Consider the following 14,764-nt stretch of genomic DNA (forward strand, 5'->3'; position numbering starts at 1 on the left):
GCGGACCGTGGCGGCGCCGTCCTGCGCCTCCCGGTGGCCGGCGGCGGAGCGGTCGCGCCTCCGACGGGCGAGCGTGATCATGTCCGCATGCTGGGAAAAGCGGCGGCGGGGTGAGGTGGCGCGGCGCGCTCCGGGGCGCCGGCGCAGGGGCGGGCGAAGGCTCCCGGAGCCCGCCCGATCCGGCCCGCGTGCGGGGCGAGTTCGGCCCCGGTCCGGGCGCCGTCCTCCGTCAACGATGGCGCCCGATGACCACTCGAAGTGATCGACGGAACACAAGAACGTGCAAAATCGGCCGCGGGTACGGAAGCCAGTTGAGCTATTCTGCTGGGCAAGAAGGATCCGGGCAGCGTAGCCCCCGGGTCCTTTTGTGCTTTCACACATGCGAAGCGGGCAGGCGTGAGGTGTCCGCGAAACGTGGTCGAGAGAGCACTCGTACGAAGCAGTGCCGCAGACTGCCCCCGGCTCCGGCCGGGGTGTGCCTTCGTCGCAGGGACCGAGGAGGAACCAGACGTCATGGGCAAACGAAGCGAGCAGAACCGTGAGCAGCCGCACAGGATGAGTCACGCCGAAAACCGGGTAGGTGGTCGGAAGTGAGTTCGCTTCTGCTGCTGACCAACGCACTCCAGCCGTCGACGGAGGTGCTCCCGGCGCTGGGCCTGCTGCTGCACAGCGTGCGGGTGGCCCCCGCCGAGGGCCCGGCCCTGATCGACACCCCCGGGGCCGACGTCATACTGATCGACGGCCGTCGTGATCTTCCGCATGTCCGGTCCCTGTGCCAGTTGCTGCGCTCCACGGGACCCGGCTGTCCCCTGGTGCTGGTCGTGACGGAGGGCGGGCTGGCCGCCGTCACCGCCGACTGGGGCATCGACGACGTACTGCTGGACACGGCGGGACCCGCCGAGGTCGAGGCGCGGCTGCGGCTGGCCATGGGCCGCCAGCAGATCACCACCGACGACGTCCCCACCGAGATCCGCAACGGCGACCTCTCGGTGGACGAGGCGACGTACAGCGCGAAGCTGAAGGGCCGGATACTGGATCTGACCTTCAAGGAGTTCGAGCTGCTGAAGTATCTGGCGCAGCACCCGGGCCGGGTCTTCACCCGCGCCCAGCTCCTCCAGGAGGTATGGGGCTACGACTACTTCGGCGGTACCCGCACGGTCGATGTGCACGTCCGGCGGCTGCGCGCCAAGCTCGGCCCCGAGCACGAGTCGCTGATCGGCACGGTCCGTAACGTCGGCTACCGCTTCGTGACGCCGGAGAAGGCGGAGCGGGCGGCGGAGCCCCAGAAGAAGGCAACCAAGGACGCCACCGAGGCGGCGACGGACGAGCGGGCGCCGTCGCGGGACGGTGACGGCTCCGGGAAGGCCGTCGGGGCCCGCGCCGGATCCGCCGCCGGACGCCCTGCCTCCCGGTAGGGCCACCCGCGTAGACTGCCGCGCGTGGCCAAGGTGACGCGGGATGATGTGGCAAGGCTGGCGGGGACATCCACCGCCGTCGTCAGTTACGTCATCAACAACGGACCAAGGCCGGTCGCCCCGGCCACGCGCGAGCGGGTACTCGCCGCGATCAAGGAGCTCGGCTACCGGCCGGACCGGGTCGCGCAGGCGATGGCGTCCCGCCGTACCGATCTCATAGGCCTGATCGTGCCGGACACCCGGCAGCCGTTCTTCGCGGAGATGGCGCATGCCGTGGAGCGGGCCGCGTCCGAGCGCGGAAAGATGGTGCTGGTCGGCAACGCCAACTACGAGGACGAGCGCGAGGCCCACTATCTGCGGGCGTTCCTCGGGATGCGGGTGGCCGGGCTGATCCTGATCAGCCAGGGTCCCAGCGAGCACGCCGCCGCCGAGATCGACGCCTGGGACGCCCGGGTGGTGCTGCTGCACCGCCGGCCGGACGCCATCGACGACGTCGCCGTGATGACGGACGACGTCTGGGGCGCCCAGCTGGCCACCCGGCATCTGCTCGAACACGGCCACCCCTACGTCGCCTTCCTCGGCGGTACGGAGGAGACCCCGAAGTCCGGTGACCCGGTCACCGACCACGTCGAGGGCTGGCGGCGGGCCATGCTGGAGTCCGGCAAGACGCCGGAGGGCCGCTATTTCCTGGCGCCGTACAACCGCTATGACGCCTACCAGGTCGCGCTGCAGCTGCTGGCGGGACCGGACCGGCCGCCGGCCATCATGTGCGCGACCGACGACCAGGCGATCGGGGTGCTGCGGGCCGCCCGTGAGCTGCGGATCGATGTGCCGGGCGAGCTGGCGGTCGCGGGCTTCGACGATGTGAAGGAAGCCGGGCTGACCGATCCGCCGCTGACGACCGTGGCCTCGGACCGCCAGGCGATGGCGCGGGCCGCGGTGGACCTCGTCCTGGACGACGGGCTGCGGGTGGTCGGATCGCGCCGGGAGCGACTGCGGCAGTTCCCGTCGCGGCTGGTCGTACGCCGGTCCTGCGGCTGCGACGGCTGACGGCCCGCAGCGGCAGCGGGGGCGTTCCGGGGGCGCCTTTATACCGGGCATACCCACTTCTGTCGGGTCTCTCAGGGCGCTCTCAGACTGTTCTCATGGATGCACAGCACAGTCAAAGGTATGACCGACAGCTACCGCCGAAGCGGCGATGAGATGCCACAGGACCGGCCGTACGCATACGGCGACGACCACGGCCGGAACGACCACGGCCACAGCGATCCCGGCCACAGCGATCCCGGGCAGTACGGGCACGGGCAGTACGGCCACGGCCAGGCGGTTCCCCCGCCGCCCCCGTACACGCCGGGCCCCGCGCCGCAGGAGCCGCGGCGCAAGGTGCGCCGGCCGATCGCGTTGATCGCGGCGGTGGCACTCGCCTCCGGTCTCATCGGCGGCGGCAGCGCGGCGCTGCTGGCCGGCGCCACCGGGCACGCGCAGCAGGACAGCAGCGGCACGCCGCTCGTCAACGCGGGCAAGACCAGCGGCAGCGGCGTCTCCGGGGTGGCCAAGGCGGTCAGCCCGGCGATAGTGGAGATCAAGTCCCGGACCGCGGGCGGGGAGTCCACCGGGTCCGGCGTGGTGATCACCGGCAGCGGCGAGATCGTCACCAACAACCATGTGGTGGCCGGCGCGCGCACGGTCCAGGTCAGCTTCAGCGACGGCAGCAAGAAGACCGCCCGGGTCGTCGGGACCGACCCCGACAAGGACCTCGCGCTGATCAGGATCAGCGGCGCCAAGGGGCTGACCCACGCCACCCTCGGCGACTCCGACAAGATCGCGGTCGGCGACGGCGTGGTGGCGATCGGCTCGCCCGAGGGCCTCACCGGGTCCGTGACCAGCGGCATCGTCTCCGCCCTCAACCGCGACGTCACCGTCCCCAAGGACGAGGGCCAGGGGCAGCAGGGCAATCCGGGCGACCGCGGCGGCTGGCCGTTCGAGTTCGGCGGCAACGAATACAACGGCGACACCGGGTCTTCGAAGACCTCGTACAAGGCCATCCAGACCGACGCCTCGCTCAACCCGGGCAACTCCGGCGGCGCGCTGATCAATATGCAGGGCCAGATCATCGGCATCAACTCCGCGATGTACTCGCCGACTTCGGCGTCGAGCAGCACCGCGGGCAGCGTCGGCCTCGGCTTCGCCATCCCGATCAACACCGTCAAGGCGGATCTCGACTCGCTGCGGGACGGCGGGAACGGGGGCGGCAACAGCGGCGTCTGACCGTCCCCACGCGGCCCACCGCCGTGCCAGGCTGAGAACCGGCCGTTCGTTCCTCCCCCCTGCCTCAAGGGCACGGGAGGTACCCCCATCCACCCGAGGTAACCACGCACATGAGCCCCGCCGAGCACGGTGATCAGCCCGCCCGCATCCTGATCGTCGACGACGAGCCGGCCGTCCGCGAGGCGCTGCAGCGCTCGCTCGCCTTCGAAGGCTATGAAACGGAGCAGGCGGTCGACGGTCTGGACGCGGTCGAGAAGGTGGCGTCCTACGCCCCCGAACTGATCGTGCTGGATGTGCTGATGCCCCGGATGGACGGGCTGACCGCCGCCCGGCGGCTGCGGGCGAGCGGGGTGACCGTACCGATCCTGATGCTGACCGCGCGGGACACGGTCGGCGACCGGGTCACCGGGCTGGACGCCGGCGCCGACGACTACCTGGTCAAGCCGTTCGAACTGGACGAGCTGCTGGCCCGGATCCGCGCGCTGCTGCGGCGCAGCTCGTACGCGGCGGCCGGTGCGCAGCCCGAGGAGGGCGATACCCTGGCGTTCGCCGATCTGCGGATGGACCTGGCCACGCGCGAGGTGACCCGCGGCGGCCGGCCGGTCGAGCTGACCCGTACCGAATTCACGCTGCTGGAGATGTTCCTGGCGCACCCGCGGCAGGTCCTGACCCGCGAGCAGATCCTCAAGGCCGTCTGGGGCTTCGACTTCGAGCCCACTTCCAACTCCCTCGATGTGTATGTGATGTATCTGCGCCGCAAGACGGAGGCGGGCGGCGAGCCGCGGCTGGTGCACACGGTGCGCGGGGTGGGCTATGTCCTGCGGTCGGAGGGCGGCGCGGAATGACGCGCTGGTACGGCAGTCTGCCGCTGCGCTCCCGGCTGGCGATGCTGGTGGCGACGGCGGTCGCGGTGGCGGTCGCCCTCTCGGCGGCGGCGTGCTGGCTGATCACCCGCGACCGGCTCACGGAGCAGCTGAACGACACCCTCACCTCGGTCAACGTGGCCGACACGAACGTCGCGAACCTGTATGCGTCCTGCCAGGGCCAGCCCCAGCCCCCCTTCTTCACGCCGTACACCGTCCGGGTGATCACGGCGACCGGTGAGGTCTGCCATGTCCCCGGCAAGGCCAAGATCCCGGCGCAGCGGGCGGATCTGCTGGTGGCCCAGGGCCGGCTGGGCAAGAACCTGTACACCACCCGGGACGAGAACGGCGCCGAGATGCGGGTCTTCGACGTTCCCGCCCTCGACCGCGCGGGCAACCGGCTGGCCGTCTCCATCGCCACCCCGCTGGACCAGATCACCCGTCCGCTCAACCAGCTCGCCCTGGTGCTGCTGTTCGTCGCCGGGGCCGGCGTGTTCGGCGCCGCCAGCGCCGGACTCTGGATCGCCCGCGCGGGCCTGAAACCCGTCGACCAGCTCACCGACGCCGTCGAACACATCGCCCGCACCGAGGACCTGGCCGTCCGCATCCCCGTGGACGGCGAGGACGAGATCGCTCGCCTCTCCCGTTCCTTCAACTCCATGACCTCCGCGCTGGCCGCCTCCCGCGACCTCCAGCAGCAGCTGATCGCGGATGCCGGGCATGAGCTGCGGACGCCGCTGACCTCCCTGCGGACCAACATCGACCTCCTGGTGCGCAGCGAGCAGTCCGGGCGCCCGATCCCGGCCGCGGACAAGGCGGCGCTGCTGGAGTCGGTGAAGGCACAGATGGGGGAGCTGGCGGCGCTGATCGGCGACCTTCAGGAGCTGTCCCGCCCGGAGCGCGGACAGGCCGCCGTCGAGGTCGTCGCCCTGCACGGCATCGTCGACTCGGCCCTGGCCCGCGCCCGGCTGCGCGGCCCGTCCCTGACCATCACCGCGGACCTCGACCCCTGGTACGTACGCGCCGAGCCCGCCGGGCTGGAGCGCGCGGTGGTCAACCTCCTCGACAACGCCGTGAAGTTCAGCCCGGCCAACGGCTCCGTGGAGGTCCGGCTGGCGGGCGGCGAGCTGACCGTCCGGGACCACGGACCGGGCATTTCGCAGGACGAGCTGCCGCATGTCTTCGAGCGGTTCTGGCGCTCGCCGTCCGCCCGCAGCCTGCCCGGCAGCGGGCTGGGCCTGTCGATCGTGGCCCGTACGGCGCAGCAGGCGGGCGGCGCCGTACGGCTGCGGTCCGTGGACCTCGGCGGCACGGAGGCGGTGCTGACCCTGCCGGGCGCGTCGACTCCGCCGCCGGAAATGCCGGAGCCGCCCGAGCCGCCCGAGCCGCCGCAGCGGTAGCGACCGCAGCCCCTCGCTACTTCTTCGCGGCGTCCCCGAACGGCAGATTCCGTCCCGCCATCGTGGCCCGGATGCCGTCCCGCTCGACGGAGATGTCGACCAGCCGGATGTCGCCGGGAGTCTTCGGCAGCCGGAACGACAGCGACAGTCGGTCCGCGAGCTGGGGCTTGGTCAGCCCGGTCAGCGCGCCGAGGACCTTCGGGTCGATGCCGACCTTCTGCAGCAGCCAGGGGTGATCGACGACGACATCCACGAGGTTGACCTTCATCAGCTTCTCGATGAAGCGCGGCGAGCCGGTCAGCTCATGCAGCTTCTCCTCGCTGCGCAACGCCTCGTCGATGTACTGCTGGGGAATCCCGATGCGCTGGGCGATCGCCGGAATGCTCAGCATCGCCTTCGCCTTGGCGGCCTCCCGGCTGAGCTGGGCGGCCGCCTTACGGGTCAGCCGGAGGCCTTCCTCCTTGCCGGTGCCGGGGCGGTAGACGGCGACATCGCCGATGTCGAGGCGCATCCGGCTGATGTCGGTGGAGATCCCGCGGTCGCCGGCCCGCTGAATGCGCGCCTCGGCCCGTACCCGCAGCTGGTGACCGGCGATCGGCAGCCGGCCGTCGGCGCGCACCGCATTGGGGCCCATCTCGCTGAATTTCACCTGGGAGGCGCCCAGTTCGCGATTCATGTCGTCGAAGGCGAGCAGCACGCTGCCGTTCACGCGGCCGATCGTGGCGCCCTTGATGGAGGTGGGCAGATCGCCGTCGATACGGATGTCGTTCGCGGTCGCCGAGAACTTCGCCAGCGAGACCCGGTCGGCGGCCAGGTCGGGAATGGTGACGTCCACATGGTCGAGGCGCTTTTCCAGGACCTGGGTGAGGAAGGGGAACCCCTCGATGGTGACTTCCGGGTTGGCCGTCAGATGCAGGGATTCCTTGAGCTTTTCCTCGGTCTTGTTCTGCGCGTAGAGCACCGCGAACCGGTCGAAGAGGGCGAGGAACGCCGTACACACCAGGACGGCCACCAGCACCTTCGCGGTGCGCGGGACGGCGGCGAAGCGGCTGATCCCCCGCTTCGTCCGGCGGTGGTTCGGCGGCGTCCACGCCTCCTCGTCCTCTTCGTCCGACCGCAGTCCGAGGCCCAGCGGGTCGTCGCTGTCGTCGCGTTCGTTGAGGTAGGTGCGGCGGGTGAGGCGGTATCCGGGCTCGGGCTCCGGCTCGGGCTGCGGCTCGGGGTCGGCGAGGGCGGCCAGATCCGCGTACGGGTTGACCCTCTCCAGCTCGCGGGTGTCGCCGCGGGAGTCGTCGGAAGCGCCCGGCGCCGGGGAATGCGGGGGCTGCTGCGGGGTGGACGACGGTGCGGGTGACGATATGCGTGTGGGGGTTCGCATCCGCATATCCCACCATGAGCGGGACCCTTGAGTGCAACTCTTACCGGCAGTATGTGATGTACGCGAAAGATGCCCCGTCGGCTTGGGGAAAATTTGTCGCGCCCGTGAGTCCCGCTGAACTAGCGTCAGATCGTTTGATGACCTGAGCCGTCGCCACTTGCCGTGCCCGCTCTTCGGGGCTCTTTCCCGTCGTTCCGTGCCGCTCCCTTCCGTTCCGCTCCGCCTCTTTCTTCAGGTTGAACTCCTCGGATTCCCGGGACCCTTGAGCCTCCTCGACTCCTCGACTCCTTGGCTCTCAAGGAGAGGAGCCTGCCGGAACAATTGGTGCGGTGGGCGCGTTCCCGTGACGACTGCCACGTTCCGACATCTCCCGTAAAGGTGTATTCCATGATCGTCGTGACCGGAGCCACCGGAAATATCGGCCGCAGCCTTGTCGGCCGGCTGCTGGCGGACGGTGTGGCCGTCCGCGCGCTGACCCGCGATCCGGCCCGCGCCGGGCTGCCGGACGAGGCCGAGACGGTCCGCGCGGACCTCACCGACGCCGCCTCCCTCGAACCCCTGCTGACCGGCGCCGATGCCCTGTTCCTCAACCTCGCCGCGGGCGGCGAGGCCGCCGCCACCGGGGTGCTGGCCGCCGCGGCGAAGGCCGGCGTCCGGCGCGTCGTCCTCAACTCCTCGGCCTCGGTGACCGATACGCCCGCCGACGAGTCGAACTTCATCTCCCGGATGCATGCCGTCGTGGAACGCGCGGTCCGCGACTCCGGCCTGGAGTGGACCTTCGTCCGCGGCGCCAACTACGCCACCAACACCCTCGCCTGGGCCCCGGCGATCCGGGAGTCCGGCGTGGTGCGCGATGCGCATCCGGGCGCGCAGGGCGTCCCCGTCCATGAAGCCGACCTCGCGGATGTCGCCGCCGTCGCCCTGCTGGACCGCAGCGGCGCCCACGTGGGCCAGGCCTATGTCGTCACCGGCCCGGAGTCGATGTCCGTGGCGGAGCAGGTCGCCGAGATCGGGCGGGCGATCGGGCGCGACACCCGCGTCGAGCAGATCTCCGAGGAGGCGGCCGCCGAGGCGATGGCCGGACCGCGCTTCCCCAAGGAGGCCGCGCTGCAGCTCGTCCGGCTCTTCGGCGAGTCGGTCGGCCGGCCGGCCTTCCCCGTCTCGGACGCGGTCGAGCGCGTCACCGGCCGTCCCGCCCGCACCTTCGCGCAGTGGGCGCGGGATCACGCCGCGGATTTCTCCTGACGGGTACCGGCGGGGCCTGACGGGGCCTGACCGTCCGCACCCCGGTCCTGACCGGTCCTGACCGGGGTGCGGCCGGTCCGCCGTTCCCCATGGCCGCACGGCGCACGGCGCACGGCGCGCGGGCGCGGGCGCGGGAGAGGTTGCGCGGTGTTCCACGGAAAGGTGCGGGGGACCGGCATCCGGCACCACCATGGAGCCCATTGGCCGCGTGGATACGCTGGGCGGTCCACTGTCACGGGAATTGGGGAACAGCCGCAATGGCGATACGCAAGGACACGATGAAGGAACAGGTCTCCGCGGCGATAGCCCAGCAGGCCCCCGGGGACCGGGCGTTGGTGACGTTCGCCACGGTCACGGGACCCACCCCGTGGCTGACCAACGGGGTGCTGGGGCTGATCGGCCAGCTGCTGGTGAAGTACTACTTCGTGACCGTGACGGACCAGGCGGTCGTGCTGCACCGGCTGCACCGGCTCAGCCAGCGGCCGCAGGAGGTTGTCCACGCGATTCCGCGGGAACAGGCCCAGCAGGCGTTCTCGGACATCAACTTCAACCCGCTGTGGAGCTACGTCAAGATGGCGCTCCCCGGCGAGTCGGCGCCGGTCCGGCTGAACGTCCACCGGATCTGGCGGGGTGAGCTGGAGCAGCTGCTGGGCATGCTGGGTGTGCAGCAGCAGGGGTTCGCCGGGCAGCAGCAGGGATTCGCCGGGCAGCAGCCCGGTATGCCGCCGGTCCAGCAGCAGCCGGGGATGGCCCCGCCGCCGCAGCAGCACGCCATTGCGCCGCAGCAGGGGTACGCCCCTCAGCAGGGCTATGCGCCGCAGGGCGCCCCGCAGCCGCAGCCCGGCTACCAGCCGCAGCCGCAGCCGGGTTACCCGCAGCAGGCCCCCCAGCCGGGCTACCAGCAGCCCGCCCCGCAGCAGCCGCAGCCCGGCTACCAGCAGGCCCCGCAGCCGCAGCCGGGTTACCAGCAGGGCGCGCCCCAGCCGCAGCCCGGCCAGTACGGCTACCCGCCCGCTCCCGGCCAGCCCCAGCAGCCGGGCTACCAGCAGGCCCCGCCGCAGCAGCCCGGCTACCCGCAGGCGCCGCCGCAGCAGGGCAACCCGTACGGCGGCTGAGCAACGCGTTACGCACACACAGGACGACGGCCCGGTGGGAGCGCTCCCACCGGGCCGTCGTCATGGGAGCCCAGGAACGGATGCCGTAGCGACTGGGCCCGGATTCGGTCTGTGCCGCGGTGCGAAGCGCAGCGGCCCCGGCCGCTCGCCTCTCAGACGGACGGCCGGGGCCGAACAGCTCTCCTCAGTCGTCTACTTCACGACCGTGATCCGGTCCGCCTTCGGCGGGTCCAGCGGGCCGGACGCCGAGGAGTGGGCGGTGAGGTAGGCGGTGAAGGCGTCCAGGTCGGAGGCGCCGACGTACTTGTTCTTGGCGTCCTTGAAGACGGGGAAGCCGTCGCCGCCGCCGGCCAGGAACTCGTTCATCGCGACGCGGTAGGTCTTGGCCGGGTCGAGGGGCGTGCCGTTGAGCTTGACCGAGTCCTTGACGATGCGGTCGGCGCCCGACTTGGTCAGGTCCAGGGTGTAGGTCAGGCCCTTGGAGACCTGGAGGATCTTGGGGGAGGCCTGGTTCGGGCCGCTGACCTGCTGCTGGAGGGCGGTCAGCAGCTGGGTGCCGGTGAGGTCGACGACGTTCATCATGTTGGTGAAGGGCTGGATGGTGAAGGCCTCGCCGTAGGTGACCACGCCGTCCCCTTCCGCTCCGGACGCCTTGTAGGCGAGGTCGGAGCGGATGCCGCCGGGGTTCATCAGGGCGAGCTGGGCGCCGCCCTTGTCGGCGGCCTGGGTGGCCTCCAGCTGGGCGTCGGAGATGACGTCGCCCAGGGGGGATTCGGGGCCGTTGGCGCCGCGGCCGGCGATGTCGGCGGCGATATGGCCGACGGGGCGGTTGGCGACCGGTGCGGCGAGCTTGTTCCAGCGGGCGATCAGGGACGTCATGTCCGCGGCCTTGGGCTGGGTGCGGTCCACGACGTGGTTGACCCCGCGCGGCGCGTGCACGCTGGTCCGCACGATGTCCTTGGTACGCCGGTCATAGGTGAGCGTCGTGTCCGTGTAGAGCTTGCCGTAGGAGGCGGCGGAGGTGACGGTGCGCGGGCGGCCGGACGGGTCGGGGATGGTGCAGGCGTAGGCCTGGTGCGTGTGGCCGGTGACGAGGGCGTCGACCCGGGGGGTGACGTGCTTGGCGATCTCGGTGATCGGGCCGGAGATGCCGTCGCCCGGTCCGGGGCTGTCGCAGTTGTAGTTGTACGAGGTGGAGGCGGGCATGCCGCCTTCGTGGATGAGGGCGACGATCGCCTTGACGCCCTGCTTGTTCAGCACCTTGGCGTACTTGTTGATCGTCTCGACCTCGTCGTGGAACTTCAGGCCCTTGATGCCGTCGGCGTTGACGATGTCGGGGGTGCCCTCCAGCGTCACGCCGATGAAGCCGATCTTGACGCCCTTGTGCTGCCAGACGGTGTACGGCTTGAGCAGCGGCTTGCCGGTCTTGTCGTCGGTGACGTTCGCGGTGAGGTAGGGGAAGTCGGCCCCGGCGTACTTCTTCCCTTCCTCGGAGCAGCCGTCCTTCGGATGGCAGCCGCCCTTCTGCAGCCGCGTCAGCTCCGCCCGGCCCTCGTCGAACTCGTGGTTGCCGACCGAGGTGACGTCCAGGCCCAGCTTGTTCATGGCCTCGACGGTCGGCTCGTCGTGGAAGAGGCCGGACAGCAGCGGGCTGGCCCCGACCAGGTCGCCGGCCGCGGCGGTGATGGAGTACGGGTGTCCCTTACGGGCCGTGCGGAGGGACTGCGCCAGGTACTCGACGCCGCCGGCCGGCACGCTCTTCTTCGTGCCGTCGGCCTGGAGCTCCTCGACGGTGCCGGACGAGCCCTGCGGCGGTTCGAGGTTGCCGTGGAAGTCGTTGAAGGAGAGGAGCTGCACATCAACCGTGCGGCCGGGCCGCGGATGCGCGCTCTGGGCCCCGGCGGGCAGGGCCGTCGCGGTGACCCCGATGGCGGCGGCCAGTACGGCGGCCCCGGTCGTGAGTCCGACCGTCAATCTGCTTGTCGGCCGCCGCCGTTGAGGTGTGGATGGCATGGGTTCCCCTCCTGGATGGTCTGAGCGGTCGGCAGCATAAGGTCAACGCGCGTAGCGCAACAGGGGGGAAGGGGTTACGGGCGGGCGAACCCGTGGACCTTGAGTAAGGCTGAGGGTGCGGCCGGCGCCATGACGGTGACGGCCGCCCGCGGAGCGGCGCGACATCGCCGGAGCGCCGCGGCACCACCGGACCGGTCCGCGAGGTCACCCCCGTGCGGTGTCCCGCGCCCGACCACCCGGCCCCCGGCCCCGGGAGAGCCGTACGCTTCAGGCATGACTGACGCTGCACACGAGATGGGCCGGTCCGGCCGCAGGATTCAGGTGGCCGAGGAGCTGGCGCCGGATGCGGCCGCGGCCGTGCTGGAGCTGATCGAGCGGGCCGGGCGTACGGACGGGCAGCCGGCCGTGTCCGAGCAGGGGCGGCTGCAGCTGCGGGGCGGGCGGCGGGAGGGCGTGCGGCATGTGCTCGTCCATGCGCTGGCGGACGACGAGGAGATGCTGGTCGGGTACGGGCAGCTGGAGGACACCGACCCGGTGGAGGCGCCGGCCGCCGAGCTGGTCGTGCATCCCGCCTACCGCGGCCGCGGGCACGGCCGGGCGCTGGGTACCGAACTGCTCGCGCAGTCCGGGCGCCGGCTGCGGGTGTGGGCGCACGGCGGGCATCCGGCCGCCCGGCACCTCGCCCAGACCCTCGGCCTGACGATGTTCCGCGAGCTGCGGCAGATGCGGCGCTCGCTGGGCGATCTGATCCTGCCGGAGCCGCAGCTCGCGGAGGGCATCTCCGTACGGACCTTCCAGCCGGGCACCGACGACGCGGCCTGGCTCGAGGTGAACGCCGCGGCCTTCGCCCACCACCCCGAGCAGGGCTCGCTGACCCAGCGCGACCTGGATGCCCGCAAGGCCGAGCCGTGGTTCGACCCGAAGGGCTTCTTCCTCGCGGAGCGGGACGGCCGGCTGGTCGGCTTCCACTGGACCAAGGTGCACGCCGAGGAGGGCCTCGGCGAGGTCTATGTCCTGGGGGTGCGGCCGGGTGCGCAGGGCGGCGGACTGGGCAAGGCGCTGACCGCGATCGGGCTGCGGCATCTGGCGGCGCAGGGCCTGCCGACCGCGATGCTGTACGTCGACGCGGACAATGTGGCGGCCGTGAGCGTGTACGAGCGGCTGGGTTTCGTCACGCATGAGACGGATCTGATGTACCGGTCGGAGACCTGAGGCGGCCGGGGCGCCGCGGGGTGCCGGTTATCCGGTCTTCGGCCGGCCGGCGTCCCGCTGCGCCCGCCACTCCCGCGCCAGCATCGCGTAGATGACCTCGTCGGTCCATTCCCCGTGGAGGAACTCGTTCTCCCGCAGATGGCCCTCGCGGCGCATCCCCAGCCGCTCCAGCACCCCCGCCGACGCGGTGTTCCGGCCGTCCAACTCGGCTTGTATGCGGTGCAGTTGAAGGTCCTCGAAGCCCAGCTTCAGCAGTGCGCGGCTCGCTTCGGTGGCGTAGCCGTGGCCGCGCTGATCCGGGTGGAAGACATAGCCGATGCCGCCCTGGCGGTGTTCGGCGCTGGTCCAGAAGAAGGTGACATCGCCGATGAGGCGGCCTGTCTCGCGGACGATGACGGCCAGGTTCAGGACGTCGCCGCTCTGGCGCAGGGTGGTGCGGGTCGTCTTGGTGGCGACGGAGGCACGGGACTCCGCCTCCTCGAACGGGCCCCAGTAGAGGTAGCGGCAGACCTCGGGCAGCCGCTGGTAGGCGTAGATCGCCTCGAAGTCCTCGGCGCGGACCGGACGCAGCTCCAGGCGTTCGGTGCGCAGGGGGTAGTCGGGGGTGTAGGGGAGCGGCGGGGGAGGGGCGGCGGGCGTGTGAGGTGTGGTCACGCGGTCAGCGTACGCAGGCGGAGTTGAGGGGCGCAGCCGACTTTTTCGTGTGCCCACTGGACGTCTTGCACGTGGTCACGTTCCAGGGCCGGCCGGTGCGGTCTCCCGTTCCGCACCGGCCAGGCTTCCTTCAGGCTGCCGGAATGTGGCGGTGAAGTCGTGAGCGCTGAGTGCACAACTGTGTTGGCAATGCGTTCACTGGTGGCGGCGGAGGGCCTGGTGCCGGTGGTCGGTGGGTGTGGTGCCGTAGGCGGAGCGGTAGGCGCGGCTGAAGTCGGTGGCGCGGGGGAAGCCCCAGCGGGAGGCGATGGCGTGGAGGGGGGTGGCGCGGAGTGCCGGGTCGGTGAGGTCGCGGTGGGCGGCCTTCAGGCGCAGGCGGCGGATCCACGCGGCAATCGTGACGTCTTCGTCGCGGAAGAGGCGGTGCAGATAGCTGGTGGAGATGTGGTGCGCGGCGGCGATCGTGGCCGGAGTGAGCTGCGGGTCGTGCAGGTGCTCCCTGATGAATGCCTTGATGCGCAGGGTGAGGGTGCGTTGGCGGCTCTCAGGGGGGAGGGAATCGCCGGCTTCGAGTATGTGGGCGAAGAGCGCGGCGACCAGATCGGTCAGGACCGTGCCCAGCCGGGGCCCGTCGGAGGGCTGGTACGGCGTCGTGTCCGCGGTCAGTTGGGTGAGGAACTGTGCCAGCAGGGCGCCTATCCCTTCTCGGGCCGACACCGGAGACCCGACCATCCGGCCGGCCGTGCCGCGGGGTAGCGGCAGCAGCACTTCGGGAATCTCCACCCCCACCGTCTCCGGGGCCCCGCTGCTGTGGAGCTCGTACGGCAGCGAGGAAGAGGCGAGGAAGAGGTCGTACGGCTTGTACTCGGCTTCCTGGTGGCTCCATATGCCCGCCCCGGTCCCGCGCACGGCGAAGGCAAGGTGGTAGGTCTCGGGGTCGGACTGCCGGATCAGCTTCGGTGTGCGCCGGAGGACCATCGGCTGGTACGTGGCAGGCCACACGTTCACGGCACCGAGCTCCAGCACGCGCTGGGAGGCGCGGAAGCCGTCGGCGTGGTCGCTGCGCACTTCCAGGGGGGCGTGGGTGCGGCCCAAGAGCTCGCTCCAGTAGTCGAACCGGTCCGCCGCCGGCACGTCCTCGGTCCGGAACGCCCTCTCCTCCAACAACCGCTCTGCCTCCCTCTGCTCGCGCCCGGATGAG

The 14,764-nt window shown here is 71.2% G+C and carries 12 protein-coding genes; 8 read left to right on the top strand and 4 right to left on the bottom strand.

The genetic code is table 11. From position 1 onward, the window contains the following. Positions 1 to 590 precede the first annotated feature (590 nt). From AC5677_RS22630 to AC5677_RS22650, 5 genes are all read left to right on the top strand, one after another. Positions 591 to 1,415 (top strand): response regulator transcription factor, encoded by an 825-nt coding sequence (locus AC5677_RS22630; protein WP_497189737.1) that lies wholly within the window; start codon positions 591 to 593, stop codon positions 1,413 to 1,415. Between the two features lie 24 nt (positions 1,416 to 1,439). Further along, positions 1,440 to 2,465 (top strand): LacI family DNA-binding transcriptional regulator, encoded by a 1,026-nt coding sequence (locus tag AC5677_RS22635; protein ID WP_497189738.1) that lies wholly within the window; start codon positions 1,440 to 1,442, stop codon positions 2,463 to 2,465. 120 nt (positions 2,466 to 2,585) lie between these two features. After that, positions 2,586 to 3,683 (top strand): S1C family serine protease, encoded by a 1,098-nt coding sequence (locus AC5677_RS22640; RefSeq protein ID WP_497189739.1) that lies wholly within the window; start codon positions 2,586 to 2,588, stop codon positions 3,681 to 3,683. Between the two features lie 110 nt (positions 3,684 to 3,793). Then, positions 3,794 to 4,528 carry a response regulator transcription factor gene (locus tag AC5677_RS22645; protein ID WP_497189740.1) on the top strand — a complete coding sequence of 245 codons (735 nt, stop codon included), beginning with the start codon at positions 3,794 to 3,796 and terminating at the stop codon, positions 4,526 to 4,528. After that, positions 4,525 to 5,946: a sensor histidine kinase gene (locus AC5677_RS22650; RefSeq protein WP_497189741.1), complete on the top strand. Its 1,422-nt coding sequence runs from the start codon at positions 4,525 to 4,527 to the stop codon at positions 5,944 to 5,946. The genes AC5677_RS22645 and AC5677_RS22650 overlap by 4 nt, the downstream gene beginning before the upstream one ends. Before the next feature lie 16 nt (positions 5,947 to 5,962). Here the strand turns inward: AC5677_RS22650 and AC5677_RS22655 are convergent, their stop codons facing one another. Continuing rightward, positions 5,963 to 7,324, bottom strand: a complete 1,362-nt coding sequence (locus tag AC5677_RS22655; RefSeq protein ID WP_497189742.1) for an LmeA family phospholipid-binding protein — start codon at positions 7,322 to 7,324, stop codon at positions 5,963 to 5,965. 387 nt (positions 7,325 to 7,711) lie between these two features. Between AC5677_RS22655 and AC5677_RS22660 the strand changes: the two genes are divergently transcribed. After that, a complete protein-coding gene (locus AC5677_RS22660; protein WP_497189743.1) occupies positions 7,712 to 8,569 on the top strand; it encodes an SDR family oxidoreductase in 858 nt (285 codons plus the stop codon). Positions 8,570 to 8,826: 257 nt separating this feature from the next. After that, positions 8,827 to 9,684: a hypothetical protein gene (locus AC5677_RS22665; RefSeq protein WP_497189744.1), complete on the top strand. Its 858-nt coding sequence runs from the start codon at positions 8,827 to 8,829 to the stop codon at positions 9,682 to 9,684. Positions 9,685 to 9,876: 192 nt separating this feature from the next. Here the strand turns inward: AC5677_RS22665 and AC5677_RS22670 are convergent, their stop codons facing one another. Then, positions 9,877 to 11,697 (bottom strand): bifunctional metallophosphatase/5'-nucleotidase, encoded by a 1,821-nt coding sequence (locus tag AC5677_RS22670; RefSeq protein ID WP_497189745.1) that lies wholly within the window; start codon positions 11,695 to 11,697, stop codon positions 9,877 to 9,879. Between the two features lie 294 nt (positions 11,698 to 11,991). Between AC5677_RS22670 and mshD the strand changes: the two genes are divergently transcribed. Then, complete coding sequence (gene mshD / locus AC5677_RS22675) at positions 11,992 to 12,909, top strand: mycothiol synthase (RefSeq protein ID WP_497196721.1); 918 nt, start codon at positions 11,992 to 11,994, stop codon at positions 12,907 to 12,909. 27 nt (positions 12,910 to 12,936) lie between these two features. Here mshD and AC5677_RS22680 read toward each other — a convergent pair whose 3' ends face one another. Together AC5677_RS22680 and AC5677_RS22685 are read right to left on the bottom strand one after the other, a co-directional pair. Next, a complete protein-coding gene (locus tag AC5677_RS22680; RefSeq protein ID WP_497189746.1) occupies positions 12,937 to 13,563 on the bottom strand; it encodes a GNAT family N-acetyltransferase in 627 nt (208 codons plus the stop codon). Between the two features lie 195 nt (positions 13,564 to 13,758). Then, positions 13,759 to 14,730, bottom strand: coding sequence for an AraC-like ligand-binding domain-containing protein (locus tag AC5677_RS22685; protein WP_497189747.1), 972 nt, complete (start codon positions 14,728 to 14,730; stop codon positions 13,759 to 13,761). Between the last annotated feature and the right edge of the window lie 34 nt (positions 14,731 to 14,764).

It is taken from the genome of Streptomyces sp. JLSY215, assembly GCF_059682825.1.